The sequence below is a fragment of the Chimaeribacter arupi genome (assembly GCF_002858805.1).
Lineage (GTDB): Bacteria > Pseudomonadota > Gammaproteobacteria > Enterobacterales > Enterobacteriaceae > Chimaeribacter > Chimaeribacter arupi.
The window spans coordinates 1-25234 of the sequence record NZ_PJZI01000027.1 but is presented as its reverse complement, the minus strand read 5'-3'; the positions used below and the strand labels follow the sequence as shown (position 1 = coordinate 25234).

Sequence of the window (25234 nt, the reverse complement as noted above, 5' to 3'; positions counted from 1 at the left end):
CTCCGGGCCGGCACGCGAAAAAACACCGGCCTGCCGGAAGCGGCAGACCCGTTTACTGCGGGTCGCCCTGGAGCATGGTGTACTGCCCGTCGAACTTACCGTAAGCATGGTGCAAATCTTTTTTACGGCCGGTGTTGCCGATAAGCTCAGCCAGTTTATCCATCCGGGCGTTAAGCAGCTGTTTCACCTGGCTTTCGTTATCAAGAATACGCGCCAGCATACGGCGGATCGTCTCCTGCACCTGATCAGGCACGCCGTCATTGACGGGCAGGGCGGCGGTCTGTTCCACCGCCTTGGCGTAGCTGACCTCGAGCTCAACCAGTTCCGGCCACTGCTCCTGGCGCGCCAGGCCGAGCATCTGCTCACTGAGGGTCAGAATCTGTTGATATGCGGTAATAAGGTGCGGGTGACGATCCATTATTTCACGTCCTGAGAAGGTTGATAGTGTGGTCCAATCTGGCGCCAGGCATCTGCGATGTTATCCAACAGCGCGGAAACCTCTTCGAGAGCCGTTAAGTCATTGTGCAAATTGGCCTGTAACAGGCGGCGGCTCATATACTCATAGAGGTTATCCAGATTATCGACCAGCTCGCCGTCCTGTTCACGGTCGAGCCCGGCGCGCAGGCCGCTGTCGATAATATTGATCGCTTTGGAGATAGCATGGCCTTTGTTGGCAATGTCCCCCTGCTCCATGAAAATCTTTGCCCTTACCAGGGCGCTTTGCGCCCCGTCAAACAGCATCACAATTAACTGGTGTGGGCTGGCACTCATTACGCCGCTTTCCAGGCTGACCTGCTGGTAAGAGTGAGCCCCCGAACGATGGTACATAGGTCGTCCTTATGAACTTGACGTGCTGAACTGCTGCGTCAGGTAGCTGGCAGTGTTGTTCAGCTTGGATATCAGGGTATCCAATTGGGTGAACTGGGCCTTATAGCGCGCCATGGTGGCGTCAATGCTGTCGCTCATGTCGTCATAGCGCTGGCTCAGGGTCTTCAGCGTGCTGTTGATGCCGTCGGTAGCATTTTTAATCACGCCCTCTTTACCGGTGGCGGTGCTCAGCATATCCGTCAGGGTATTGTTCATCACGGTAGCGAAACCGGTGGTTTTGCCGTCGCCGACAAAGTACTCCGTGACGCCCTGCGGGTTGCTGGCCAGCGCGGCGGAGAGTTTGGTGTCATCCACCAGCAGGTTGCCGCTGGAGCCGTCAGCCCCGATGGACGGGTCCTGGGTGATGCCGAGCTGCGCCATGATCGCCAGGCTGCCGCTCTGGACGGTGGTCAGCTGGCTGCGCAACTGGGACTGGATGCTGCGCACGTTGCTGTCGCCGAGCAGGGCGCCGTTGCTGCTGGACTGGTCTTCCCCGGTCTCGACTTTGGTGTATTTGGTGACGGTGGCAATGGTGCTCTGCAGCGCGTTATAGGCTTTGACCCACGCATTGATGGCCGTTTTGGTGCTGTCGGTAGCGCGCGTGACTTCCAGCTGCTCTGAGGCACCGGAGGCGCTGGCGGCTTTCAGTTGCAGCGTCACGCCTGACGGCGCATCGGTAATGGTGTTGCTGCTGCGCTCAATCGCCACGCCGTTCACCGTCAGCTTGGCATTCTGTGACTGCACCTGCTCACTCATGCCGTTGCCGGTGCCGCCGGCGGTATAGCCAATCACCGCCTGCAAGGCGTCATCACCGCTGACGCTGACGGTCATGTCATAGTCGGTACCGGTGGATTTGGAGCTGAGCATCAGGCGGTAATCGCCGTCATTCGCTTTGATAATGCTGGCCGAGACATCGCCGCCGCTTTTGTTGATGGCGTTCGCGATGCCGGTCAGGCTGGTCTGGTCGTCGGTCAGGCTGATGCTCAGCGGCGTGTCGTTGCCGGGCTGGGTAATGGTCAGGGTGCGGGTCGCGCCGGTGGTGCCGAGCTGCGCGGTGTTGCTGCTGACTGAGCCGGAGAGCAGGGTCTGCGCCTTGGCTATTTGCGTCACGGAGACGGAATAGCTGCCGGTGTTGGCGGTGCTGTCCGTGGTGGCGGTAAAGGCGGTGTTGGTGCTGCTGACAGTGGTGCTGTTAAACGCGGTGGTTTTGGTCAGTGCCGCGGTAGCGGTTTGCAGGCTGGTCAGGGAGCTTTGCAGTTTACCATAGGCACTCAGCTGGCTGTTATAGCTGCTCTGCTGGGTGGTGATGGTAGTCAGCTTGGATTGCTCAGCGGTTTCGAGGGACGTATATAATGTGCTGAGATCGAGGCCCGATCCTACCCCCAGGTTACTGATCGTCGTAGACGCCATATATGCTTCCTTAATGTTGAGTATGTACCTGAAAGCAGGTATCGGCCCGGAAGCGTAAAAGTTTACGTAAAGTCAAAAAAAATGATGCGCGGAATAGCGCGGAAGAATAGAGGGTATTGTGGCGATAGTGGCCGCGGGCAACGCAGCCGGCGGGCGGGGCGGTTCGCCCGTGGGTGGCGGCCATCATAAAACAGGCCGTGGCGAATAAGAAGAAGGGAAAGCAGAAGAAAGGAAAATAAGAGAGAAGAAAAGCCCCTGCACGTTAACCGCGGCCGGGAAGCGCACCGGGGTATCATTATTACCGCGTAAAACACCGTCATTTTTCACGCCGGGCGCAGGCCATTTTGCCCCGTTTCCCACCTTTTTACCGCCACCAGGTGAGTTATTTGAATTAATTTCCGTTTAATATCATCATCTTACTCTATTTTTAAAATTTCTTTTAAAGTTCCCCCATAACGCGCCGATAAATTTTAGGACGGTGAGAGACGCCGTGAGCAACAAGCTCAAACCTAAACCTAATTTGCGATTAAGGAATACCACTATGTCAGTTATCAATACTAACCTGATGTCCCTGACTACTCAGAACAACCTGAACAAATCTCAGTCTGCTCTGGGCACCGCTATCGAGCGTCTGTCATCTGGTCTGCGTATCAACAGTGCAAAAGACGATGCGGCTGGTCAAGCGATCTCCAACCGTTTCACTTCTAACATCAAAGGCCTGACTCAGGCAGCACGTAACGCCAACGACGGTATCTCCATGGCGCAGACCGCTGAAGGCGCGCTGAACGAGATCAACACCAACTTGCAGCGTGTTCGTGAACTGACCGTACAGGCAGCGAACGGCACCAACAGCGACAGCGACCTGGCTTCTCTGCAGGACGAAGTGACCGCACGTCTGGCTGAAATCAACCGTGTTGCCAGCCAGACCTCTTTCAACGGCACCAACCTGCTGGACGGCACTGCCGGTACTGCTGGTGTGGTTAAAATCCAGGTTGGCGCTGACGACGGCCAGACCATCGACCTGGACCTGACCGGTGCTAAAGCTGACACCACCACCCTGGGTGTGGCTTCCATCGACCTGAAAGCGCTGGCAGGTACCGAGCTGGCAACCATCGACACCGCGATCAGCACCGTCGACAAAGCACGTAGCGGCCTGGGTGCGGTTCAGAACCGTTTCGAGTCCACTGTTAACAACATCAACAACACCGTAACCAACCTGAGCGCCGCTCAGTCCCGTATTCAGGATGCTGACTACGCGACCGAAGTGTCCAACATGAGCCGCGCGCAGATCCTGCAGCAGGCTGGTACTTCTGTACTGTCTCAGGCGAACCAGGTTCCTCAGGGCGTTCTGTCCCTGCTGCGTTAATCCCGCACGCTGGTTTCGTTCCCAACCCCGCTTCGGCGGGGTTTATTTTAACCAGTGGTAATACTTAAGTTAAATTTTTCGTTGCTTCAGGTTGTTTGGCAGTACAACAGCGTGAATGTCGTGTAAAGTATCGGCCGCGATTCAGATTTATCTTAGGGAAAAAAAGAAAAAGCCGCGACGACATAAAACAAATAGCCACCCTTTTTACGGTTTGTTCTGCCGATTACTTCGCCTGGGGACAGGGATAATACGTCTAACCCCACCCCATGCCAGGTTTTAACAGTGAGCGATTTGTATAACGCCGAAGGCGTCATCGACAAGAATACTCTGTGGCAGCGTTATGTTCCGCTTGTCCGCCATGAAGCCCTGCGCCTCCAGGTGCGGTTGCCCGCCAGCGTTGAGCTGGATGACCTGCTTCAGGCAGGGGGCATTGGGCTGCTGAATGCGGTTGATCGTTACGATGCGCTACAGGGCACGGCTTTTACTACCTACGCGGTGCAACGCATCCGTGGGGCCATGCTGGATGAACTGCGCAGCCGCGACTGGGCACCCCGCAGCGTGCGCCGCAATGCGCGCGAAGTGTCGGTGGCCATGCAGCAGGCTGAACAGCTGCTCGGGCGCCCGCCCACTGAAAGTGAAGTGGCACAGACGTTGGCCATCCCGTTGGAGGAGTACCGTCAGATCCTGATGGATACCAACAACAGCCAGCTGTTCTCCTACGATGAGTGGCGGGAAGAACATGGCGACAGTGCCGAGACACTGACGGAAGGCCATGAAGAGAGCAACCCATTGCACCATTTGCTGGAGGGCAGTCTCCGCCAGCGGGTGATGGACGCTATCGAGGCGTTGCCCGAACGCGAAAAAATGGTGTTAACACTGTATTACCAGGAAGAGCTGAACCTGAAGGAGATCGGGGCTGTGCTTGAAGTGGGGGAATCCCGCGTCAGCCAGCTGCACAGTCAGGCTATCAAGCGCTTGCGAGCCCGACTCAATGCCGATCACTAATCGTGTGCCTGCCCGGCAGGCACCCTCTTCAGAGTTCCGCCCCTTAATAAAAAATCACATTAGCGGAATTTTTATATGCCAGGCACATCTGTAAAAAAACGGCCGCTGAGCCGCTATCTTAAAGACTACAAACACAGCCAGACTCACTGTTCGCAATGCACCAAGCAGCTTGACCGCATGGCGCTGGTTTTCCGCGGACAGATCATTAATAAAGAAGCCATTGCGGGCATGGATCAGCTGATCGACGATCAGGTCTGGCTGAAGCTGCAAAATGAGCTGATGGCGCTGTGCCGTTTTTGCAGTGAGATCTCCTGCAACAGCAACCCTGAGTATTTTGATATTAAAGCGTTCAAGCAATACCTGTTTGAGCAGACCGAAATGAGCCACAGCACGGTACGTGAATACGTTGTGCGCCTGCGCCGCCTGGATGAGATGCTGAGTGCCTGCAACTATCCGCGTGACCGCATCAAAGGCAACAGCATTCACCAGCGGATCATTGAGGATTTGCCGGACGCCGGCCACAACAATTACCGTATCGCCCTGCGTAAATATGATCAGTACCTGGCCTGGCAAAGCCAGCCGCGCTGAGCCGGCCTGTGTTACCCGATAACCGGATGCGCCCCCGTCATGCTGTGACCGGGGCGCATTTTTGTTTTTATGCGCCTTAATTGCCCCTCTGCACGCGATCCTGCACCGCAATGGATGAATCCCGAAGAAACATCTGCTAGATCTATAGGTTGAATCTCTGCACCGTCCTGAGGGGAAACAGGTGAGCCAACAACCGAACACACCATCCTACCGTTACCTGGCTGAGCAACTGGCCGCCGTGCCGCGCCTTGACCTGGTCGGCCCGGCCACGCCGCTTGAGCGCCTTGACCGTCTCTCCGATTATCTCGGCCATGATATTTACATGAAGCGGGATGACCTCACGCCGCTGGCGCTGGGCGGCAACAAGCTGCGCAAGCTGGAGTTTCTGGCCGCCGAGGCGTTGCGGCAGGGGGCCGACACGCTGGTCACCGCCGGGGCAATCCAGTCCAACCATGTGCGCCAGACGGCGGCCGTGGCCGCCCGGCTCGGCCTGCATTGTGTGGCCTTGCTGGAAAGCCCGTTTGCGGCCCCGGCAGCCGATCATTACCACCCCGGCGACAACTACCAGCACAACGGCAACCGGCTGCTGCTGGATCTGTTCAATACTGAGGTGGTGATGTGTGACGCGCTGCATGACCCGCAGGCGCAGTTGCGCGAGCAGGCGGATCGGCTGGAAGCGCAGGGCTTCCGCCCGTATGTGATCCCGGTGGGCGGCTCCAATGGCCTGGGCGCGCTGGGGTATATCCAGTGCGCGCTGGAGATTGCCCAGCAGGCGCAACAGGTGGCGTTCGGCAGTGTGGTGGTGGCGTCCGGCAGTGCCGGCACCCATGCCGGGCTGGCGGTGGGGTTGCAATCACTGATGCCGGACACCACGTTGGTTGGCGTCACGGTTTCACGCAAGGCACAGGAGCAGCAGCCGAAAGTGGTGGCGCTGCAACACGAGGTGTCGGCGTTGCTGTCGCTCACCGATGCCCCCGCGCCGGTCACGCTGTGGGATGAGTACGTCGGCCCGCGTTACGGCGTGCCGAGCGAGGAGGGCATGGCTGCGGTGAAACTGCTGGCGGCGCAGGAGGGCATTCTGCTGGACCCGGTCTACACCGGCAAAGCGATGGCCGGATTGCTCGACGGCCTTGAGCGCAAGCGCTTTGCCGCCGGGCCAATTCTGTTTGTGCATACCGGCGGTGCACCGGCGCTGTTTGCCTATCCACCGTCACACTGACCACATTATCTATAACTTTCCGGTATAACCATAGGATGATCTATTCCTGTTAACCGGTAAACTAAATGATAACATGCTGAAATCAAAATAATTAACATGTCATAAGGGGTAACTATGGGTGTTTCCGTATTTCGTCGTCATTTACTGATGGGCATGATGGCCGTCACCCTGACCAGCGGGATGGTCAGCACAACCTACGCGGCTGACCAGTTGGATCAGGTGAAACAGCGCGGCACGCTGGTGGTCGGGCTGGAAGGCACCTATCCGCCGTTCAGCTTCCAGGGGGAAGACGGCAAACTCACGGGGTTTGAAGTGGAATTTGCTGAGGCCCTGGCCCAGCACCTCGGCGTGAAAGCCAAACTGTCGCCGACCAAATGGGACGGGATGCTCGCCTCGCTGGATTCCAAACGCATCGATGTGGTGATAAACCAGGTCACGATTTCCGATGAGCGTAAGAAAAAGTATGACTTCTCCACCCCGTACACGGTGTCCGGCATCCAGGCCCTGACCAAGAAAGGCAACGAGGGCGGCATCACCAAACCGGAAGATCTCTCTGGGAAGAAAGTGGGCGTCGGCCTCGGCACCAACTATGAGCAGTGGGTGCGTGAGAACGTGAAAGGCGTGGACATCCGCACCTATGATGATGACCCGACCAAATACCAGGACCTGCGCTTCGGCCGTGTCGATGCCATTCTGGTAGACCGCCTGGCGGCGCTGGACCTGGTGAAGAAAACCGGCAATGTGATGGCGGTGGCCGGCCCGGCCTTCTCCCGCCAGGAGTCCGGTGTGGCGTTGCGCAAAGGCAACCCGCAGATGCTGGCAGCCGTGGATAAAGCGATTGCCGACATGCAGCAGGACGGCTCGCTGAAAAAAATCTCTGAAAAATGGTTCGGTGCTGACGTCACCAAATAACCCCCGCGCCGGTGAGTCATCACCGGCCCATTTTCACCTCCGGCGTTGTGCGCCGACAGGGTTCGACAGATGCAAGAAAGTATTCAACTGGTGCTGGATTCAGCACCCTTTTTATTGAAGGGGACACTGTTTACCCTTCAGCTCAGTATCGGTGGTATGGCCTTTGGCCTGTTCCTGGGGTTTGTGCTGGCGCTGATGCGCCTTTCGCGTTTCTGGCCACTGGCCTGGTTATCGCGGATTTATGTGTCAATTTTTCGCGGCACACCGCTGATTGCCCAGCTGTTTATGATTTATTACGGCCTGCCGCAGTTCGGCATCGAGCTGGACCCGATGCCGGCGGCGATGATTGGGCTGTCGCTGAATACCGCGGCCTATACGTCGGAAACGTTGCGCGCGGCGATTTCGTCGATTGAGAGAGGGCAGTGGGAAGCGGCCGCCAGTATCGGCATGACGCCGTGGCAGACGCTGCGCCGGGTGATTCTGCCGCAGGCGGCCCGCACCGCGCTGCCGCCGCTGGGCAACAGTTTTATCAGCCTGGTGAAAGACACCTCGCTGGCCGCGACCATCCAGGTGCCGGAGCTGTTCCGTCAGGCGCAGCTGATTACCTCGCGCACGTTTGAGGTGTTCACCATGTATCTGGCTGCCTCACTGGTGTACTGGGTGCTGGCGACGCTGCTTTCGGCGTTGCAAAACCGGCTTGAAGCCCGTGTTAACCGACAGGATCAGGAGTAACCATGAGTGCCATTGACGTAAAGAACCTGACCAAAGCCTTTAAAGGCAATACGGTGCTGCATGGGATTGATCTGGCGGTGGATGCCGGGGAAGTGGTGGCCATTATCGGCCCCAGCGGTTCCGGCAAGACCACGCTGTTGCGCAGTATTAATCTGCTGGAAGTGCCGGACGGCGGCACCATCAGCGTCGGCAAGATAACGATTGACGGCAGCCAGCCGCTGAGCCGGCAGAAGCAGAAGGTGCGCGCCCTGCGCCAGCAGGTTGGGTTTGTGTTCCAGAATTTTAATCTGTTCCCGCACCGTTCGGTGCTGGAGAATATCATTGAGGGGCCGGTGATCGTGAAGGGCGAGCCGCGCGCCGAGGCGGAGCAGCGCGCCCGCGAGTTGCTGGCGAAGGTCGGGCTGAGCGGTAAGGAGAGCGCCTACCCGCGCCGTCTTTCCGGCGGCCAGCAGCAGCGAGTGGCGATTGCCCGCGCGCTGGCGATGCGCCCCGAGGTGATTTTATTCGACGAACCGACCTCCGCCCTCGACCCGGAGCTGGTGGGCGAAGTGTTGAGCACCATCCGCGCCCTGGCGCAGGAGCGCCGCACCATGGTGATCGTCACCCACGAGATGAGTTTCGCCCGTGACGTCGCCGATCGCGCCATTTTCATGGACAACGGCCGTATTGTCGAACAAGGCCCGGCCAAAGCGCTGTTCACCCACCCGCAACACGCCCGCACCCGCCAGTTCCTGGACAAATTCCTGAACCAGGCCTGACCCAAAAGGTGCCGGACACCCCGGCACCTTTATTCTGCTTTCCCAAATACCTTATTTCTCCCTCTGCGAAAAACATTTACGTTAGCGAAAACATTCACCCCCTACTTTTTCCTTACATAGCCAGGAATTTGCAGTCTGGTGGGGGCGTAAAAAGCATTGCCGAATGGAGCCGCAGGGCCGGGCGAGCGGGCAGAACGTATAAACATCACCACCTACTTTTTCCTTACATAGCCAGGAATTTGCAGTTAGGTGGGGCATTAAAATTATTGCCGACGAGGACGCAGGGCCGGGCGAGCGGGCAGGACGTGTAAACATCATCACCTACCATTTCCTTACATAGCTAAGAATTTGTAGTCTGGTGGGGGCGTAAAAATCATTGCCGAATGGAGACGAAGGGCCGGGCGAGCACACAGGGATGTGTGCGAGAGTCGCAGCCACGCTGGGAGCGTGTCTGCGGCGGCCCAATTAGCCCGGAGACGGAGTGAGGGGAGCCGCGAGAGCGGCCAATGATTCAGCCAAACCACCGAAAGTGCGCGGGTGCAGGGCGAGCGCACTGGCGCGCCCTGCTCGGTTGAGGCGCGAAAAGCCGGGTAGATAACCGTACATAAACAACCGAAACATGCCACTTCACGACCAGTGGCGGCAGCGGGGCTACAGAAAGGGTTCTGGTCGTATGCCAACGCAACATACCTCAATCCCAGTGAGTATATCCTCCCGAAGCTACTTCAATCTTCCTCCCAAAAAACAAAAAAAGGGCACGGTTTCCCGCACCCCCCTTTTTCAATATCAAGTCCCCGTTGCCCGCCGGTTAACTCACCGGCCAGGCTACCGGTCAGCCTAACTAGCCGATGGTCATCAAACTCGCATTCCCCCCCGCTGCCGCGGTATTAATACTCAGCGAACGCTCCAGCAGCAGGCGCTCCAGCAGCAGATGCGTTTCGCCGCGGGCAAAGCCCTGCACCGACACAATCGCCCCGGCGCGCTGGGCCACATGCTCACACAGCGCACGCAGCTGATCGGAATCCCCGTGGTGGATCACCGCGTCATATTCGGCATTGCCTGCCTGCCAGTCCGGCGTGAAGTCAATGCGCGCCTGCACTTCCTGCGGCAAGCGCTTGAACAGCGCCCGTTGCATGTCACCTTCCGGCCACAGCACCCGGCTGCCCACCGACAACACCCCGGCCAGTTGCGTCCAGGCGTCGTTTTCATCATCGGCCAGGCAGAGCACCTGCTCACGCGGCATCAGCGCATAGGTGTTCCGTTCGCCTGTCGGCCCCGGCAGGCTGCGCACCGTGCCGCCCTGTGCCCAGTCGGCGTAGTGGCTGCACAGGGCGGACAGCGGGGCCATCTGCTGGGCGTCCGCCCAGTTTTTCAGCGCCTGCAATGGTGCCTGCAATGGTTGGCGCGCGCTGGAGTCCAGCGCCAGTTGCTGATCCTGACGGGTCAGGGTGCGGTGCACCGCATCATCCGGGCGGCTGGCCAGCAGGCGGTAGAGGTAGAGCGGGCCACCGGCTTTCGGGCCGGTACCGGACAACCCCTCGCCGCCGAACGGCTGCACGCCGACCACGGCACCCACCATATTACGGTTAACGTAGAGGTTACCGACCCGCGCCTTGCTGGTGACGCGGGCGATGGTTTCGTCGATGCGGGTATGTACGCCCAGCGTCAGGCCGTACCCCGCGGCGTTGATCTGGTCGATCAGGCCGTCGAGGTTCTGGCGGGAGTAACGCACCACGTGCAGCACCGGGCCGAAGATCTCGCGTTTCAGTTCGTCAAAGCTCTCCAGCTCAATCAGCGTCGGTTTGACAAAGGTGCCTGCCGGCCACTCTTTCTCATCCTGCGCATTGGCTTTCGCCGCCTGATAGACCTTGCGGCCTTTGGCGCGCATCGCGTTGATGTGCTTCTCAATATTGGCTTTGGCTTCTGCATCAATCACCGGGCCAACGTCGGTGGAGAGGCGTTCCGGGTTACCCATCCGGCATTCAGCCATTGCCCCGCGCAGCATCTGCAGAGTGTGTTCTGCCACCTCATCCTGTACGCACAGCACGCGCAGGGCAGAGCAGCGCTGGCCGGCGCTGTCGAAGGCGGAGGCGACCACGTCGGTGACCACTTGTTCGGTCAGGGCGGAGGAGTCAACAATCATCGCATTCAGCCCGCCGGTTTCGGCAATCAGCGGCGTCGGGCGGCCCTGCGGATCCAGGCGACCGGCGATGTTGCGTTGCAGCAGCGACGCCACCTCCGTGGAGCCGGTAAACATCACGCCGCGTACGCGGGCATCGTTCACCAGTTTCGCCCCGACGGTCGCACCGTCACCCGGCAGCAGTTGCAGCACCCCGGCCGGGACACCGGCTTCATGCAGCAGCTTCACCGCCAGCGAGGCGATAAGCGGCGTCTGTTCGGCCGGTTTGGCCAGCACGCTGTTGCCTGCCGCCAGTGCGGCGGCAATCTGGCCGGTAAAGATCGCCAGCGGGAAGTTCCACGGGCTGATACACACCACCGGCCCCAGCGGGCGGTGGCTGTCGTTGGCGAAGTCCTGACGGATCAGGCCCGCGTAATAGTGCAGGAAATCCACGGCTTCGCGCACTTCAGCAATGGCGTTGCTGAAGGTTTTGCCCGCCTCGCGCACCAGCACGCCCAGCAGGTTTTGCAGTTGCGCTTCCATCAGTTCCGCCGCGCGGGACAGGATGGCCGCACGCTCTTCCGGCGGGGTGGCGAACCAGATCGGCCCGGCCGCCGCGGAGGCGTCCAGCGCGCGGCTGATCTCCGCCTCGGTGGTGTCACGCACATAGCCCACCACATCACGCGGCTCAGCCGGGTTTATCACCGGCTGGGCTTCGCCAGTCTCTTTTTCGGCATCGATCAGCGGTTCCGCATTCAGTGGGTGCGCGGCGGTGCTGAGCAGGGCGCTGGACAGGGACGCCAGGCGCTGCTCGTTGGAAAGATCCAGGCCGGCGGAGTTCACACGCTCATCACCATACAGCTCACGCGGCAGCGGGATGCGCGGGTGCGGCAGGCCAATCTGCCCCTCCTGGGCGGCCAGGGTTTCCACGGCACTGACCGGATCGGCCACCAGCTCTTCCAGCGGCAGGGTGGCATCAGCGATGCGGTTCACAAAGGAGGTGTTCGCCCCGTTCTCCAGCAGGCGGCGCACCAGATAGGCCAGCAGCGTTTCGTGGGTGCCCACCGGCGCATAGATGCGGCACGGGCGGTTCAGTTTGCCGTCGGCAATTTTGCCCACCACCTGCTCATACAGCGGTTCACCCATGCCGTGCAGGCACTGGAACTCATACTGGCCCGGATAGTAGTTATTCCCGGCCAGATGGTAGATAGCCGCCAGCGTGTGGGCGTTATGGGTGGCGAACTGCGGGTAAATCAGGTTCGGCACGGCCAGCAGTTTGCGGGCGCAGGCCAGGTAGGAGACGTCGGTATACACCTTGCGGGTATAGACCGGGTAGCCCTCGAGGCCGTCCATCTGGGCGCGTTTGATTTCGCTGTCCCAGTAGGCGCCTTTCACCAGGCGGATCATCAGGCGGCGGCGGCTGCGGCCGGCCAGGTCGATCAGGCTGTCAATCACAAACGGGCAGCGTTTCTGGTAAGCCTGGATAACAAAGCCGATGCCGTTCCAGCCTGCCAGTTGCGGTTCGAAGCAGAGTTTTTCCAGCAAATCGAGCGAGATCTCCAGCCGGTCGGCTTCTTCGGCATCGATGTTGATGCCGATGTCATATTTGCGTGCCTGCAACGTCAGGGCCAGCAGGCGCGGATAGAGTTCATCCATCACGCGTTCATACTGGGCGCGGCTGTAACGCGGGTGCAGCGCCGACAGCTTGATGGAAATGCCCGGCCCCTCATAGATGCCGCGGCCATTGGAGGCTTTGCCGATGGCATGGATCGCCTGCTGGTAGGAGGTCAGGTAAGCCTGCGCATCCGCTTCCGTCAGCGCCGCTTCACCCAGCATGTCATAGGAGTAGCGGAACCCTTTCTCTTCAAGTTTGCGGGCGTTGGCCAGCGCTTCGGCGATGGTTTCACCGGTCACAAACTGTTCGCCCATCAGGCGCATCGCCATGTCCACGCCTTTGCGGATCAGCGGTTCGCCGCTTTTGCCGATGATGCGGTTCAGTGAACGGGAGAGGTTGGCTTCATTGTGGGTCGAGACCAGGCGGCCGGTAAACAGCAGCCCCCAGGTGGCCGCGTTAACGAACAGGGAAGAACTGCGGCCAAGGTGGGAGTGCCAGTTGCCGTTGCTGATCTTATCCCGGATCAACGCATCGCGCGTGGCCTTGTCAGGAATACGCAGCAAGGCTTCGGCCAGGCACATCAGCGCCACGCCCTCTTGTGAGGAGAGGGAGAACTCCTGAAGCAGGCCTTGCACCATCCCGGCACGTCCGCTTGCCCCTTTTTGGTGCCGGAGCTTCTCCGCGATGCGGTAAGCGAGCTGGTGGGTTGACTCGGCCAGCGGGGCAGGCAGGCGCGCCTGCTCCAGCAGCATCGGCACCGCTTCGGTTTCCGGGCGGCGGTAAGCCGCGGTGATGGCGGCACGGTTAACGGACTGCGGCAGGATCTGCTCAGCAAACTCCAGGAAGGGCTGGGGGGCATCACCGGCCGACAGGGCAGGTGCCTCATCGGCCTCTGCCGCTGTGGCACCGGCTGCGGCAAACTCCGGCAACGCTTCGCCACTCTCCAGCCGTTCCAGATAGGTAAAAATGGCCTGCTTGATTAGCCAATGCGGCGTGCGGTCGATCTGCTGCGCGGCAGTTTTGATGCGATCACGTGTGGCTTCGTCCAGCTTCACGCCCATTGTGGTAGTGCCCATGCCAACTGACTCCTGTAGTCGAGACTGCTTTATAAAGAGATGCACCGGGTTTCAGAAAATCTTTCCGGTTTCTGACAAGACAAGGGTTTCTGTTAAAACACGCAAAAGAAACTGCGCAGAGAATAGCGCCAGTGACCTCCATGTTGCAACTTTGTGCAACCCTGTTTTTATCATGTTCTGTCATGTTTTTGTCATGTTTAATTTTGTTAATTCATGCAGGATTCATGCCGTTTTTTACAGCAAATCCTGTAAACAAAATAAACAGGCACAGTTATTGCTTTGAAACTGGCACGTCCCGGCCCTGTACCGGCCTGATAGTGTCCGGCGCAGGCCAGGCGTGGCCTGAAAAAGGTGTGCCCACTCTTCTGAGTGGGCCAAGGGTAGGGTGATACCCCGGAAGTGCTACCCAGTACAACCGCTGGTGATTATTTGTGTGATGCGGCGTCAGGTTTATGTTTCCTGATTGTTAAATACGTTGGCACAGCCCAGTCACCTCATCTAGGATGTGCCGCGCGGCAGTCAGGGCCGACATAAAACATGAACAGGGTATTACTCCCCGACAATCAGCAGGGTTTTTTCAGAAAGCCGGGACAGATAACAGGCCGCCGTTAAAACCGTGCAACATAACACGATACCCCGTTCCGGTATCTTCTTACGCCTGACGGCAGTGCCGGCCGCCAGGAGAGACAGGGCGTTTCACAGGGACCTCCCGCGTGAATCCGATTAAAAAGTACGTGGAGAACATACATGACAGTTAATACGCCAATGGTGGTGACATTCCTGGTCTACATTCTGGGAATGGTGGTCATCGGCTTGCTGGCATACCGCCGCACCAATAACTTTGATGATTACATTCTGGGCGGCCGCAGCCTGGGCAGCGTCGTGACCGCACTCTCTGCCGGTGCGTCTGACATGAGCGGCTGGTTGCTGATGGGCCTGCCGGGCGCCATCTTTCTCTCCGGCATCTCTGAAAGCTGGATTGCCATTGGCCTGACACTGGGCGCTTACCTCAACTGGAAACTGGTGGCCGGGCGGCTGCGGGTGCATACCGAAGCCAACAACAATGCCCTGACGCTGCCGGACTACTTCACCAGCCGCTTTGAGGACAAAAGCAAGCTGCTGCGTATCATCTCCGCGATCGTTATCCTGGTGTTCTTCACCATTTACTGTGCCTCCGGCATTGTGGCCGGTGCCCGCCTGTTCGAAAGCACCTTCGGCATGAGCTATGGCACGGCCCTGTGGGCCGGTGCCGCAGCGACTATCGTCTACACCTTCATCGGTGGCTTCCTGGCCGTAAGCTGGACAGACACCGTGCAAGCCTCCCTGATGATCTTTGCGCTGATCCTGACGCCGGTCATCGTGATCATGGCGGTCGGCGGCATTGATACCTCAATGCTGGTGATTGAAGCCAAAAACCCGGCCTATGTGGACATGTTCAAAGGGCTGAACCTGGTGGCGATCCTCTCCCTGCTGGGCTGGGGCTTAGGCTACTTCGGCCAGCCGCATATCCTGGCGCGTTTCATGGCCGCGGACTCCCACCACACCATCCGTAATGCCCGCCGCATCAGCATGACCTGGATGATCCTCTGCCTGGCCGGCACCATCGCCGTGGGCTTCTTCGGCATCGCCTACTTCACCAACAACCCGACGCTTGCCGGCAATGTGTCGGAGAACGGCGAGCGCGTCTTTATTGAGCTGGCAAAAATCCTGTTCAACCCGTGGATCGCCGGTATCCTGCTTTCTGCCATTCTGGCAGCGGTCATGAGTACCCTGAGCTGCCAGCTGCTGGTCTGCTCCAGCGCCATTACCGAAGACCTCTATAAAGCCTTCCTGCGCAAAGGCGCAAGCCAGCGTGAACTGGTCTGGGTCGGGCGCCTGATGGTGCTGGTGGTGGCACTGATCGCCATTGCGCTGGCGGCTAACCCGGAAAACCGTGTGCTGGGGCTGGTCAGCTATGCCTGGGCCGGTTTTGGTGCCGCCTTTGGCCCGGTGATCCTGATCTCCGTGATGTGGTCCCGCATGACCCGTAACGGTGCGCTGGCCGGGATGCTGGTCGGGGCCATTACGGTGATTGTCTGGAAACAGTATGCCTGGCTGAACCTGTATGAAATCATTCCCGGCTTCCTGTTTGCCGCTATCGCCATCGTGGTGGTGAGCCTGATGGGCCGCCAGCCGTCTGCGGTAGTGACGGAGCGCTTCCGCCTCGCGGAAGAGGAGTTCAATACCCGTTAAGGGATGGGCCGGGCAATGCCTGCGCCGGTCATCTCCGGCAGCGGTTGGCCCGGTTTCCTCTGCCTGCACCGGCTGCTTAAGGCGCAGTCAGGCGGTGCGCGGCAGGGCAGCCAGCTTGCGTGCCCAGTGTTGGGCGCAGGCGCGCTGCTCTTCGGCGCGCAGTTGTAACGCCAGGTTCAGGGCAGCCAGCTGGCGCGCGTTGTCGGCCATTTCCGGCGGCAGGCGTTGCTGGTCAGCCAGCCAGGCGGCAACGTCCGCCCAGCGCCAGAGCGGGGACGTTCCTTTTACGCGTTGCACCGGGGACGGAAAGTTACCGGTGCCGCGTTTTCCCTCTTTCAACAGGGCAATCGCCTGCCGTGTCATCCCGGTCAGTTCTGCAATATCACTCAGCCCCACCAGATCGGCATCCGCCGCCACCACGCGGGCCTGTAACGGTGCGGCTTCACAGTCACGCACGGCGCTCAGCAGCGCGCTGCTGAAATCCTTGGCTTCGCGATCAAACTCCAGGTACACCGTCTGGTTATAGGCGCATACCAGGGCATCGTCACACCCTTGCTCAAATAAGTGCTGCTCCAGGTTGGGCGTGGCGGAGGTAACACCCGCCAGCGTCAGCGAGAAGTGGTAAACGGGCATTCATGCTCCTTAACAGGCGGTCTCCCGCCCGGTGGTAAAAGGCGGTTTCCCGCCTTGATTAACGATTTGCTGACGTGCCGTCTGCAGGCAGACAGCGTTCAACCTTGCGCCGGATCTGGCGCGCATGGCGCTCCGGAACCGCAGGAGTAGACCAGATGCTCATCATGTGTTCCTTATGATGTGGCGTGCCGCAATACAGCCTGCCAAAGGCATGACCCCTGCCTTCAAGGAATGTCCAGCCCTGTGATAACGCATAGTCAATGGCTGCCTGAATCTGCTTATTAGGATGCGTTCTCATCGCCCTCCGGTTTGTGTGGATAAGATAAATTGCCTGTTGACGATTGTCAACACCCTTGCGCGGTGGCGTGTCTGTTCAGGGCGCCCCGGCCGCACCCCGCTGCCGCAGCAGAGGGGGCGCGGCTATTGTGCGCGCACCTGTTTCGGGAGTGAATGATTAAGGTATTGAAATTTAAAAGGTTAAGAAATACTTCCAGGAGATGATGTCAATATGTGGGGGGCTTGCAGAAACGGTGAGAACTGCTTTCCAAAGAGGCAGGCGGCCCTGTGCATTTTTATTCATAGCCGCCTCTTGCTTTTCTTTTTTTTGGAATGATAATCACTCTCGTTTCTATTTTACTTTTCTTTACAGAACGCACCGGCCGTGTCCGGCCATTTATCTGGGGTAGCAGGTATGTTCGTACCATTTCTGATTATGTTCCGCGAAGGGCTGGAAGCGGCGCTGATAGTGAGCCTGATTGCCGGTTACCTGAAACGTACCCGGCGCGGCCATTGGCTGGGTGCCGTGTGGGCCGGGGTGGTGGCTGCGGCGGCACTCTGCCTGGCGCTGGGTATCGTGATTAACGAAACCACCGGTGAATTCCCGCAGAAGCAACAGGAGCTGTTCGAAGGGCTGGTGGCCGTGGTGGCGGTCTGCATCCTGACTTACATGGTGTTCTGGATGCGTAAGGTGTCACGCTCCGTCAAAGTGCAGCTGGAGCAGGCTGTCGACCAGGCGCTGAACCGGCATCAGAGCGGGCAGGCATGGGCGCTGGTGGCGATGGTGTTCTTCGCCGTGGCGCGTGAGGGGCTGGAATCGGTGTTTTTCCTGCTGGCAGCGTTCCAGCAGGATGTCGGCATCGCGGCGCCTATCGGTGCGCTGCTGGGGCTGGGGTGCGCCATCGTGCTGGGCGGCCTGATTTATTGGGGCGGCGTCAGGCTGAATCTGGCGCGCTTTTTTATGTGGAGCAGCCTGTTCATCCTGCTGGTGGCCGCCGGCCTGGCAGCCGGGGCGATCCGGGCTTTCCATGAGGCCGGGCTGTGGAACAGTTTCCAGCGTGTGGCCTTTGATTTCAGCGCGGTGCTTTCCACGCACTCGCTGACCGGCACATTGCTGGAAGGGGTGTTCGGCTATCAGGAAGCGCCGACCGTCAGCGAGGTCACGGTTTATTTCGCCTATCTGATCCCGGCGCTGATCCTGTTTTTCCTGCCTACCCATCACGTCCCGGCGGCCCCGTCTGCCGGGCAAAAAAGCGTCCGTTAATTAAAACATCCGTTAATTTTCTATTCTGGTCAGGGAGTATTCACCGTTATGCCTATGTTATCCCGTTTTATGCGCCGCCGTGCGCTGCACCTTACCCTGCTGGCAATCCCGGCCTGTTTCCTGGGCGCGTCCGCACAGGCGGACGAGGTGCGCCAGGTCAATGTGACGGTCAATGACACCCAGTGTGAGCCGATGCAGCTCACCGTACCGGCGGGTAAAACCCGTTTTGTGGTGCGCAACGACAGCCAGAAAGGGCTGGAGTGGGAGATCCTGAAAGGGGTGATGGTGGTGGAGGAGCGCGAAAACATCGCGCCGGGCTTCACCCAGAAGATGACGGCGACCCTGGAGCCGGGCGAGTATGACATGACCTGCGGCCTGCTGAGCAACCCGAAAGGCAAACTTATCGTCACGGCTGCCGGGGCGCAGGCAGCGGCCAAACCAGACGCGCTGGCGCTGGTCGGGCCGATTGCGGAGTATAAAGTCTATGTGATGAGCGAGGTGAGCCAGCTGGTCATCCAGACCCAGGCCTTCACCGACGCCGTAAAACGCGGCGACCTGGCCGCCGCACGGGCGCTGTATGCCCCGGCACGCAGCCACTATGAGCGCATCGAGCCGATTGCCGAGCTGTTTTCTGACCTGGACGGCAGCATCGACGCGCGCGAAGACGATTTCGAGCAGAAAGCCGCCGACCCGGCCTTTACCGGTTTCCACCGTCTGGAGAAGATCTTGTTTGGTGACAGCACCACCGAAGGCGGCGCACCCTTTGCCGATCGTCTGCTGAAAGATACCCTGGCGCTGCAATCACGCATCAACGATCTCACCTTCCCGCCAAATAAAGTCGTCGGCGGCGCGGCCGGGTTAATCGAGGAAGTGGCAGCCAGCAAAATCAGCGGCGAAGAAGATCGCTACAGCCGCACGGATTTGTGGGATTTCCAGGCCAACGTTGACGGCGCACAGAAAATTGTGACCCTGCTGCGGCCGCTGTTGCAGAAAACCGACCCAGCCCGGCTGGCGCAGATTGACGGCAACTTCAGCAAGGTGGACGGCCTGCTGGCGAAATACCGCACCACCCAGGGCTTTGAATCCTATGACAAACTCACCACCGCTGACCGTAACGCCATGAAGGGGCCGATCACCGCGCTGGCGGAAGATCTCGCCACGCTGCGTGGTGTGCTGGGGCTGGACTAAGATCGTGAGCAAACCGACTTCTTCCGGCGGCTGCCCGTTCGGTGCACAGGGCGCGGCATCACTCTCCCGCCGCCGTTTGCTGCTGGGCATGGGCGCAGCGGGCGGGGCGCTGGCGCTGGGCCGTACAGCGCAGGCTGATGCCGTACCGGCCCAAAAGCCGGTGTCGGCACCCGGTACCCTGTCACCGGATGACCGCTGGACGCGCCAGCCATTCCACGGCCCGCACCAGGCCGGTATCCTGACGCCGCAACAGGCGTCAATGATGCTGGTGGCGTTCGACGTGCTGGCCGCCGATAAGGCGGGGCTACGGCGGTTGTTTGCGCTGCTGACGGCGCGCATCGCATTCCTGACCCAGGGCGGGGAGGCCCCCGCGGTGGACCCGCGGTTGCCGCCGCTGGATTCCGGCGTGATGGGCGCGCAGATCTACCCGGACAACCTGACAATCACCGTGTCGCTCGGCAATGCGCTGTTTGATGAACGTTTCGGGCTGGCGGCGCAGAAGCCGCTGCGCCTGCAACGCATGACGCGCTTCCCGAATGACTCGCTGGACGCAGCCCAGTGCCACGGCGATCTGCTGTTGCAGATTTGCGCCAACAATAATGACACGGTGATCCACGCGTTGCGTGACATCATTAAGCACACGCCGGATCTGCTCAGCGTGCGCTGGCGGCGCGAAGGGTTTATCTCGTCCCATGCGGCGCGCAGCCGCGGCAAAGAGACGCCGATCAACCTGCTGGGCTTTAAGGACGGCACCGCCAACCCGGACACCCAAAACAGCACGCTGATGGATCAGACTGTCTGGGTGACGGCTGACCAGGGGGAGCCGGCCTGGGCGGTGGGCGGCAGCTACCAGGCGGTGCGTATTATCCGTTTCCATGTGGAGTTCTGGGATCGCACCCCGTTGCAGGAGCAGCAGACCATTTTCGGCCGCGAGAAACTGAGCGGTGCGCCGCTCGGGATGCAGCATGAACAGGATGTGCCGGATTACGCGGCTGACCCGGAAGGCAAGGTGATCCCGCTGGATGCGCATATCCGGCTGGCGAACCCGCGCACCCCGGAGACGGCCGCCAACCTGATGTTGCGCCGCGGTTACAGCTATTCACAGGGGGTCTCCAATTCCGGCCAGCTGGAGATGGGCCTGCTGTTTGTCTGTTACCAGCATGACCTGGAAAAGGGCTTCCTGACGGTGCAAAAGCGCCTGAATGGGGAGGCGCTTGAAGAATACATCCGCCCGGTTGGCGGGGGGTACTTCTTTGCGTTGCCCGGTGTGGCACCGGGGCAGATGCTGGCGCAGGCGCTGCTGGAGGCCTGATCCTGCCTGCTGTGCTTCTTATCTATCCATAAGCAAAGCAGGCCCCTTTGGGTGGCCTGCTTTATGCATTCTTCTTATCGGCAACGTGACGGGTAAATCCTGCGCCGACGCAGCCGGCTGATTCGAAAGGTCAAAAAAGCACCACTTAATCGGCCTTATCATAAATATTTACACAACTGTAACACTAATGAATAAAGAGTCATTATACTCAGAGTAACTGCCGGCCCGATTGCGGCAGTGAACCGAAACCGGTGTACGGCAGCGATGCCGACATTCACTGCGAGGAGCGCTGATGCGAGAGTCCATGATTGGGCTGTTAGGTAACCGTTCAGGCATTCACTCTTTCACTCGTCGTCACGAGGGCAGCCCCCTCGCCACCGCAATTTTCGGCACCCTTCATCTCCTATCAACCCGTTTAACCCCTTTGTCATATCAGTGCATGAAAACGTTGTCTGCCGGGGATCTCCGTCAGGGCAACCTCTCTTCATGGTGCAATGCCACGCCTTCAGGGCCTTCATGCCCGGCAGGCGGACGTCGGACGCACCATTTCATTGACCAATGCGGTCTTAAAGGGGACCAACCTCATCTGTATGTGAAACCTGTTATCTGAGTCGTCGTCTGCGGTACTACCGGCCGCGACGCTAGGTGAAACAAACTGTAAGGTGCCACTATGGGAAGACAGAAAGCAGTGATTAAAGCGCGTCGTGAAGCAAAACGCGTTATCCGCCGTGATGCACGCAGCCACCGGCAGCGTGAGGAAGAATCGGTGACCTCCCTGGTCCAGATGGGCGGGGTGGAATCCATCGGCATGGCGCGAGACAGCCGCGACACCTCTGCTATAGAAGCCCGCTCGGAAGCGCAGGGACAGTACTTATCCGCCATTGAGACCAAGCAATTGATCTTCGCCACCGGCGAGGCGGGCTGTGGGAAAACCTTTATCAGCGCGGCCAAGGCCGCCGAAGCACTGATTCATAAAGAAGTCGATCGGATCATCGTCACCCGCCCGGTATTGCAGGCCGACGAAGATCTCGGTTTCCTGCCCGGTGATATCTCAGAGAAATTCGCCCCTTATTTCCGGCCGGTGTATGACATCCTGCTGCGCCGCCTCGGCTCGTCGTTTATGCAGTATTGCCTGCGGCCGGAGATTGGCAAGGTGGAGATCGCCCCGTTTGCCTACATGCGCGGGCGCACCTTTGAGAATGCGGTGGTGATTCTGGATGAAGCGCAGAACGTCACCGCCAGCCAGATGAAGATGTTCCTGACGCGTCTGGGTGAAAACGTCACCGTGATTGTCAACGGCGACGTGACCCAGTGTGACTTGCCCCGCGGTGTGAAATCGGGGCTGAGTGATGCGCTGGAGCGCTTCGAAGAGGATGAGATGATTGGGATTATCCGCTTCACCAAAGAGGACTGCGTCCGCTCGGCACTCTGCCAGCGCACGCTGAACGCCTACTATTGACCCCTGTCGGCCGGGCCGCCCGGCCGTAACCTGAACAGATCCTGCAAAAGGCCGCATCCTGCGGCCTTTTTTGCGTCACTGCATAATGATCATCAGGTAGGCGAAGAACAGCGCCAGGTGGGCGGTGCCGTTCAGCACATTGGTGCGGCCGGTGGAAAACGAGATCTGGCAGAGCATCAGCACCGCCAGCATCACCACGATGTGCGGCGGCTCCAGCCCGAAAATCAGTTGCTGGCCGGTGAGGGTGGCGATAATCGTCACCGCCGGCACCGTCAGGGAGATGGTCGCCAGCACCGAGCCGAAGAAGAGGTTCATCGCCCGCTGTACCTGGTTATTGAGCACCGCCCGCAGCGCGCCCAACCCTTCCGGCGAGAGGATCAGCAGCGCCACCAGGAAGCCGGTAAACTGTGCCGGGGCATCCAAAATATCCAGCAGGCTCTCCAGCGGCGTGGCGTTGAACTTGGTGACGGCAATCACCGCCACCAGGTGCACCACCAGCCACATGCCGTGCCACAGGCTGCTGTGGGCAGAGGGTTTGCCGTGGTGCGGGTCATCGCCCTCATCCTCATGCTCATACACAAACAGGCTCTGGTGGGTTTTGGTCTGGATCAACAGAAACACGCCATACATCGCCGCCGAAATTGCGGCCACCAGCAGCGCCTGCGGGGTAGAGAAGTTGCCGCCGGGCAGGGCCGCGGGCAGCACCAGCACAATCACCGCCAGCGGGAAAATCGCCATCAGGTACTGTTTGATGCCGGCGAGGTTAACGTACTGGGTGGCAAATTTACGGCCGCCCAGCAACAGTGACACCCCCACCAGCCCGCTTGAGACGATCATCAGGATGGAAAACAGCGTATCGCGCATCAGCGCCGGGGCGGCATCACCGGTGGCCATCAGGGCGGAGATCAAACTCACTTCCAGGATCACCACCGAAAGGCTGAGGATCAGCGAGCCGTAAGGTTCACCCAGCCGGTGCGCCAGCACGTCCGCATGGCGTACCACGCTGAAGGCGCTGGCCAGGATGCCGACCAGTGCCAGCAGGTTAATGCCCGCCAGCGCGGGCAGGCTGGAGACGTTGCCCCACAACGTCAGCACGGCCAGGGCGAGGATCGGTAACAACAGGGAATATTCACTGTGGCGGGTTTTGGCCCGAACCGGGGCAGCAGGCGAAGTCATGGTTCTGAGGCTCCTTATTCAGCGTGGCATAAAGGCAGAAAGGCGCACCAGGTCAACACCCCCCGGTGGCGCTAAGTATAGTCGCGGCAGGCAAAAACGCAGGCACCGTAACAAATTAGCGGGCGCGGCGGGCGAAATTTACGTACTTTTACCGCCCTGGGGAGGTTTACCACCTCTGACTGACCCAAAGCTAAACAAACATTAAATAAAAGCGAAATAACCGCCTTCTATTGTAAAGTAGGGTTGAGGTAATCCTTTTATAAATCAATCTGTAAAAAAGATGAGGCTGCTTTTGGTGAGGAAGTGAGGGCAGTTGTTTTCAGTGTACTGAAAGGCGCGTAAACCGCGGCGGCAAAGGGCAGGGGGCGCCTGATGTTCTACACTTACAGAAAACCGCGGCCCTGAACGGGGCCGCCATGTGCTGACCGTGACTTCAGGAGGAAAACATGCCGTATAAATCCCGCACTGACCTGCCAGACAACGTACGCAATGTGCTGCCGCCCCACGCGCAGGATATCTATAAAGAAGCGTTCAACAGCGCCTGGGACGAGTATAAAGACAAAGAAGATCGCCGCGGTGATGACAGCCGCGAAGAGACGGCGCACAAAGTAGCGTGGTCAGCCGTGAAACATGATTACCAGAAAGGCGATGATGACCACTGGCACCCGAAGAAAAAGCATTAATTGCTCTGCTGTTCCCGCCGTTGCTGAACAGGGCCACCGTTAAGGTGGCCCTGCTGCATTTCCCGGCTGACTTAGACTTTCTCCGCCTATGCTTATGCACTGGGAGCGGTTCCAGCGCGGTTTCAGGCTAAAAATTCACAGAATGACACGCAAATTGTCATGGAATGGCATTTTGTGATCCGGCGCAATCTTGATCACCTGAGAAGAAACGAATAAGGTTTATCCTAATCGGGCCGATGTTATAAACAGAATGAGCAGGTTAGGGTGAGGCACCACGTTGCTTTCCCTTTCCGGCCTGATAAATGCATCAGGTTATGTAATGCAAGACGTTCCAGAGCGGGTCAGTTTCAACAGGAGGGCAGCCACAGGTGTTAACGCGAGATTTTCTGCTTAAGGCAGATTGCAAAACCGCTTTCGGAACCATAGAGGAGACCTTGCTGCTCTCCCCGGAACAGCGCCGGGCCTCGCTGCAATGTACGCTCTCCCGCCGTCCGGACAACAGCCCGGTCTGGATTTTCGGTTATGGTTCGCTGATGTGGAACCCGATTTTTGACGCGGAAGAGGTGCGCCCGGCGACGTTGCACGGCTGGCACCGTGCGTTCTGCCTGCGGCTGACGGCCGGTCGCGGCACGGCGGCGCAGCCGGGGCGGATGCTGGCGCTGAAAGAGGGCGGCAGCACCACCGGCCTGGCGTTCCGCCTGCCGGAAGAGAAGCTCGAAGAGGAGCTGGAGCTGTTGTGGAAGCGTGAGATGATCACCGGTTGCTACGTGCCGACCTGGTGTGAGCTGACCTTATGTGACGGCAGCACCGTGACGGCGCTGGTGTTTGTGATGGACGCCGCGCACCCGCTGTTTGAAGCTGATACGCGGTATCAGGTGATCGCCCCGCTTATCGCCCGCGCCCGCGGCCCGCTCGGTACCAATGCCCAGTATCTGTTCGCGCTGGAGCAGGAGTTACAGAAGCACAACATGCAGGATGAGTGCCTGCGGGGGCTGGTGGAGCATGTTCGTCGCCTGCAGCAAGAGGCGGCGAATAACGAGGAGTCGCCGCTGGCGGCGGCAATGCCTTATAGGAAGTAGGGGGCGTTCGCCCGGCACCCGCGGTAGGGCTTTTAATCGGTGTAGTGGCATGTTTCGGTTGTTTATGTCTCGTTGTCTACCTGAGCTCCCAAGCCTCAACCGAGCAGGGCCTGCCGGCGCGCCGGCCCTGCACCCGCGCGCTTTTGGTGCCCCGGCTGAATCATTGCACGCTCCCGCGTGTCCCCTCGCTCCGCCTCCGGGCTTCCGGGCCGCCGCTAATGACAGTCCCTGTCATGGGCGGCTCTCGCGGGCATCCATGCCCGCT

21 protein-coding genes are annotated in these 25234 nt (G+C 59.4%); 14 read left to right on the top strand and 7 right to left on the bottom strand.

Going from position 1 to position 25234, the window contains the following annotated elements:
• Positions 1–52 precede the first annotated feature (52 nt).
• From fliT to fliD, 3 genes are read right to left on the bottom strand one after another with little or no spacing between them, the layout of a single operon-like run.
• Positions 53–418, bottom strand: coding sequence for a flagella biosynthesis regulatory protein FliT (gene fliT / locus CYR52_RS15465; protein ID WP_072928535.1), 366 nt, complete (start codon positions 416–418; stop codon positions 53–55).
• Positions 418–828 (bottom strand): flagellar export chaperone FliS, encoded by a 411-nt coding sequence (gene fliS, locus CYR52_RS15460; protein ID WP_072928536.1) that lies wholly within the window; start codon positions 826–828, stop codon positions 418–420. The genes fliT and fliS overlap by 1 nt, the downstream gene beginning before the upstream one ends.
• A 9-nt stretch (positions 829–837) precedes the next feature.
• Complete coding sequence (gene fliD, locus CYR52_RS15455; protein ID WP_101828897.1) at positions 838–2277, bottom strand: flagellar filament capping protein FliD; 1440 nt, start codon at positions 2275–2277, stop codon at positions 838–840.
• Between the two features lie 541 nt (positions 2278–2818).
• Here fliD and CYR52_RS15450 point away from each other — a divergent pair.
• The 7 genes from CYR52_RS15450 to tcyN all read left to right on the top strand — a co-directional run bounded on the left by CYR52_RS15450 (position 2819) and on the right by tcyN (position 8857).
• Complete coding sequence (locus CYR52_RS15450) at positions 2819–3643, top strand: flagellin N-terminal helical domain-containing protein (RefSeq protein WP_072928538.1); 825 nt, start codon at positions 2819–2821, stop codon at positions 3641–3643.
• Positions 3644–3925: 282 nt separating this feature from the next.
• Positions 3926–4648, top strand: a complete 723-nt coding sequence (locus tag CYR52_RS15445) for an RNA polymerase sigma factor FliA (protein ID WP_072928539.1) — start codon at positions 3926–3928, stop codon at positions 4646–4648.
• A 75-nt stretch (positions 4649–4723) separates the two neighbouring features.
• Positions 4724–5236 carry a flagella biosynthesis regulatory protein FliZ gene (gene fliZ / locus CYR52_RS15440; protein ID WP_072928540.1) on the top strand — a complete coding sequence of 171 codons (513 nt, stop codon included), beginning with the start codon at positions 4724–4726 and terminating at the stop codon, positions 5234–5236.
• A gap of 217 nt (positions 5237–5453) precedes the next feature.
• Complete coding sequence (locus CYR52_RS15435) at positions 5454–6455, top strand: D-cysteine desulfhydrase (protein WP_241522423.1); 1002 nt, start codon at positions 5454–5456, stop codon at positions 6453–6455.
• 114 nt (positions 6456–6569) lie between these two features.
• Entirely contained in the window at positions 6570–7367 is a 798-nt protein-coding gene (gene tcyJ, locus CYR52_RS15430; RefSeq protein ID WP_072928541.1) for a cystine ABC transporter substrate-binding protein, read from the top strand.
• Positions 7368–7436: 69 nt separating this feature from the next.
• Positions 7437–8099 carry a cystine ABC transporter permease gene (tcyL, locus tag CYR52_RS15425; protein WP_072928542.1) on the top strand — a complete coding sequence of 221 codons (663 nt, stop codon included), beginning with the start codon at positions 7437–7439 and terminating at the stop codon, positions 8097–8099.
• A gap of 2 nt (positions 8100–8101) precedes the next feature.
• Complete coding sequence (gene tcyN / locus CYR52_RS15420) at positions 8102–8857, top strand: L-cystine ABC transporter ATP-binding protein TcyN (protein ID WP_072928543.1); 756 nt, start codon at positions 8102–8104, stop codon at positions 8855–8857.
• 841 nt (positions 8858–9698) lie between these two features.
• Here the strand turns inward: tcyN and putA are convergent.
• On the bottom strand, positions 9699–13667 hold the full coding sequence (putA, locus tag CYR52_RS15415; protein ID WP_101828896.1) for a trifunctional transcriptional regulator/proline dehydrogenase/L-glutamate gamma-semialdehyde dehydrogenase: 3969 nt from the start codon (positions 13665–13667) through the stop codon (positions 9699–9701).
• 747 nt (positions 13668–14414) lie between these two features.
• Between putA and putP the strand changes: the two genes are divergently transcribed.
• A complete protein-coding gene (gene putP / locus CYR52_RS15410) occupies positions 14415–15899 on the top strand; it encodes a sodium/proline symporter PutP (RefSeq protein WP_072928545.1) in 1485 nt (494 codons plus the stop codon).
• Positions 15900–15986: 87 nt separating this feature from the next.
• Here the strand turns inward: putP and CYR52_RS15405 are convergent, their stop codons facing one another.
• The gene (locus tag CYR52_RS15405; protein ID WP_101828895.1) at positions 15987–16532 is read right to left on the bottom strand and encodes a helix-turn-helix transcriptional regulator; all 546 of its coding nucleotides are present in this window, start codon (positions 16530–16532) and stop codon (positions 15987–15989) included.
• 58 nt (positions 16533–16590) lie between these two features.
• Positions 16591–16830: a hypothetical protein gene (locus CYR52_RS22940; RefSeq protein ID WP_101828894.1), complete on the bottom strand. Its 240-nt coding sequence runs from the start codon at positions 16828–16830 to the stop codon at positions 16591–16593.
• Between the two features lie 393 nt (positions 16831–17223).
• On the opposite strand from CYR52_RS22940, the gene efeU reads away from it, so the two are divergent.
• The 4 genes from efeU to phoH all read left to right on the top strand — a co-directional run bounded on the left by efeU (position 17224) and on the right by phoH (position 22031).
• Entirely contained in the window at positions 17224–18072 is an 849-nt protein-coding gene (efeU, locus tag CYR52_RS15395; protein ID WP_072928548.1) for an iron uptake transporter permease EfeU, read from the top strand.
• Positions 18073–18126: 54 nt separating this feature from the next.
• On the top strand, positions 18127–19260 hold the full coding sequence (efeO, locus tag CYR52_RS15390) for an iron uptake system protein EfeO (RefSeq protein ID WP_101828893.1): 1134 nt from the start codon (positions 18127–18129) through the stop codon (positions 19258–19260).
• A 4-nt stretch (positions 19261–19264) separates the two neighbouring features.
• Positions 19265–20572, top strand: coding sequence for an iron uptake transporter deferrochelatase/peroxidase subunit (efeB, locus tag CYR52_RS15385; protein ID WP_277622367.1), 1308 nt, complete (start codon positions 19265–19267; stop codon positions 20570–20572).
• A gap of 670 nt (positions 20573–21242) precedes the next feature.
• Positions 21243–22031 carry a phosphate starvation-inducible protein PhoH gene (phoH, locus tag CYR52_RS15380; RefSeq protein ID WP_072928550.1) on the top strand — a complete coding sequence of 263 codons (789 nt, stop codon included), beginning with the start codon at positions 21243–21245 and terminating at the stop codon, positions 22029–22031.
• Positions 22032–22106: 75 nt separating this feature from the next.
• Here phoH and chaA read toward each other — a convergent pair whose 3' ends face one another.
• The gene (chaA, locus tag CYR52_RS15375) at positions 22107–23207 is read right to left on the bottom strand and encodes a sodium-potassium/proton antiporter ChaA (protein WP_072928551.1); all 1101 of its coding nucleotides are present in this window, start codon (positions 23205–23207) and stop codon (positions 22107–22109) included.
• A 446-nt stretch (positions 23208–23653) separates the two neighbouring features.
• Between chaA and chaB the strand changes: the two genes are divergently transcribed.
• Both chaB and CYR52_RS15365 read left to right on the top strand, forming a co-directional pair.
• The gene (chaB, locus tag CYR52_RS15370) at positions 23654–23890 is read left to right on the top strand and encodes a putative cation transport regulator ChaB (RefSeq protein WP_072928552.1); all 237 of its coding nucleotides are present in this window, start codon (positions 23654–23656) and stop codon (positions 23888–23890) included.
• A gap of 368 nt (positions 23891–24258) precedes the next feature.
• The gene (locus tag CYR52_RS15365) at positions 24259–24969 is read left to right on the top strand and encodes a gamma-glutamylcyclotransferase (protein WP_101828892.1); all 711 of its coding nucleotides are present in this window, start codon (positions 24259–24261) and stop codon (positions 24967–24969) included.
• Positions 24970–25234: the final 265 nt, after the last annotated feature.

What these genes read in the sequence shown, in the direction of transcription:
- tcyN (WP_072928543.1), top strand. Translation starts at nt 8,102, where the DNA reads ATGAGTGCCATTGACGTAAAGAACCTGACCAAAGCCTTTAAAGGCAAT.
- fliT (WP_072928535.1), bottom strand. Translation starts at nt 418, where the DNA reads ATGGATCGTCACCCGCACCTTATTACCGCATATCAACAGATTCTGACC.
- tcyL (WP_072928542.1), top strand. Translation starts at nt 7,437, where the DNA reads ATGCAAGAAAGTATTCAACTGGTGCTGGATTCAGCACCCTTTTTATTG.
- tcyJ (WP_072928541.1), top strand. Translation starts at nt 6,570, where the DNA reads ATGGGTGTTTCCGTATTTCGTCGTCATTTACTGATGGGCATGATGGCC.
- phoH (WP_072928550.1), top strand. Translation starts at nt 21,243, where the DNA reads ATGGGAAGACAGAAAGCAGTGATTAAAGCGCGTCGTGAAGCAAAACGC.
- putP (WP_072928545.1), top strand. Translation starts at nt 14,415, where the DNA reads ATGACAGTTAATACGCCAATGGTGGTGACATTCCTGGTCTACATTCTG.
- CYR52_RS15405 (WP_101828895.1), bottom strand. Translation starts at nt 16,532, where the DNA reads ATGCCCGTTTACCACTTCTCGCTGACGCTGGCGGGTGTTACCTCCGCC.
- fliS (WP_072928536.1), bottom strand. Translation starts at nt 828, where the DNA reads ATGTACCATCGTTCGGGGGCTCACTCTTACCAGCAGGTCAGCCTGGAA.
- fliZ (WP_072928540.1), top strand. Translation starts at nt 4,724, where the DNA reads ATGCCAGGCACATCTGTAAAAAAACGGCCGCTGAGCCGCTATCTTAAA.
- efeU (WP_072928548.1), top strand. Translation starts at nt 17,224, where the DNA reads ATGTTCGTACCATTTCTGATTATGTTCCGCGAAGGGCTGGAAGCGGCG.
- fliD (WP_101828897.1), bottom strand. Translation starts at nt 2,277, where the DNA reads ATGGCGTCTACGACGATCAGTAACCTGGGGGTAGGATCGGGCCTCGAT.
- putA (WP_101828896.1), bottom strand. Translation starts at nt 13,667, where the DNA reads ATGGGCACTACCACAATGGGCGTGAAGCTGGACGAAGCCACACGTGAT.
- chaA (WP_072928551.1), bottom strand. Translation starts at nt 23,207, where the DNA reads ATGACTTCGCCTGCTGCCCCGGTTCGGGCCAAAACCCGCCACAGTGAA.
- chaB (WP_072928552.1), top strand. Translation starts at nt 23,654, where the DNA reads ATGCCGTATAAATCCCGCACTGACCTGCCAGACAACGTACGCAATGTG.
- CYR52_RS22940 (WP_101828894.1), bottom strand. Translation starts at nt 16,830, where the DNA reads ATGAGAACGCATCCTAATAAGCAGATTCAGGCAGCCATTGACTATGCG.
- CYR52_RS15450 (WP_072928538.1), top strand. Translation starts at nt 2,819, where the DNA reads ATGTCAGTTATCAATACTAACCTGATGTCCCTGACTACTCAGAACAAC.
- efeO (WP_101828893.1), top strand. Translation starts at nt 18,127, where the DNA reads ATGTTATCCCGTTTTATGCGCCGCCGTGCGCTGCACCTTACCCTGCTG.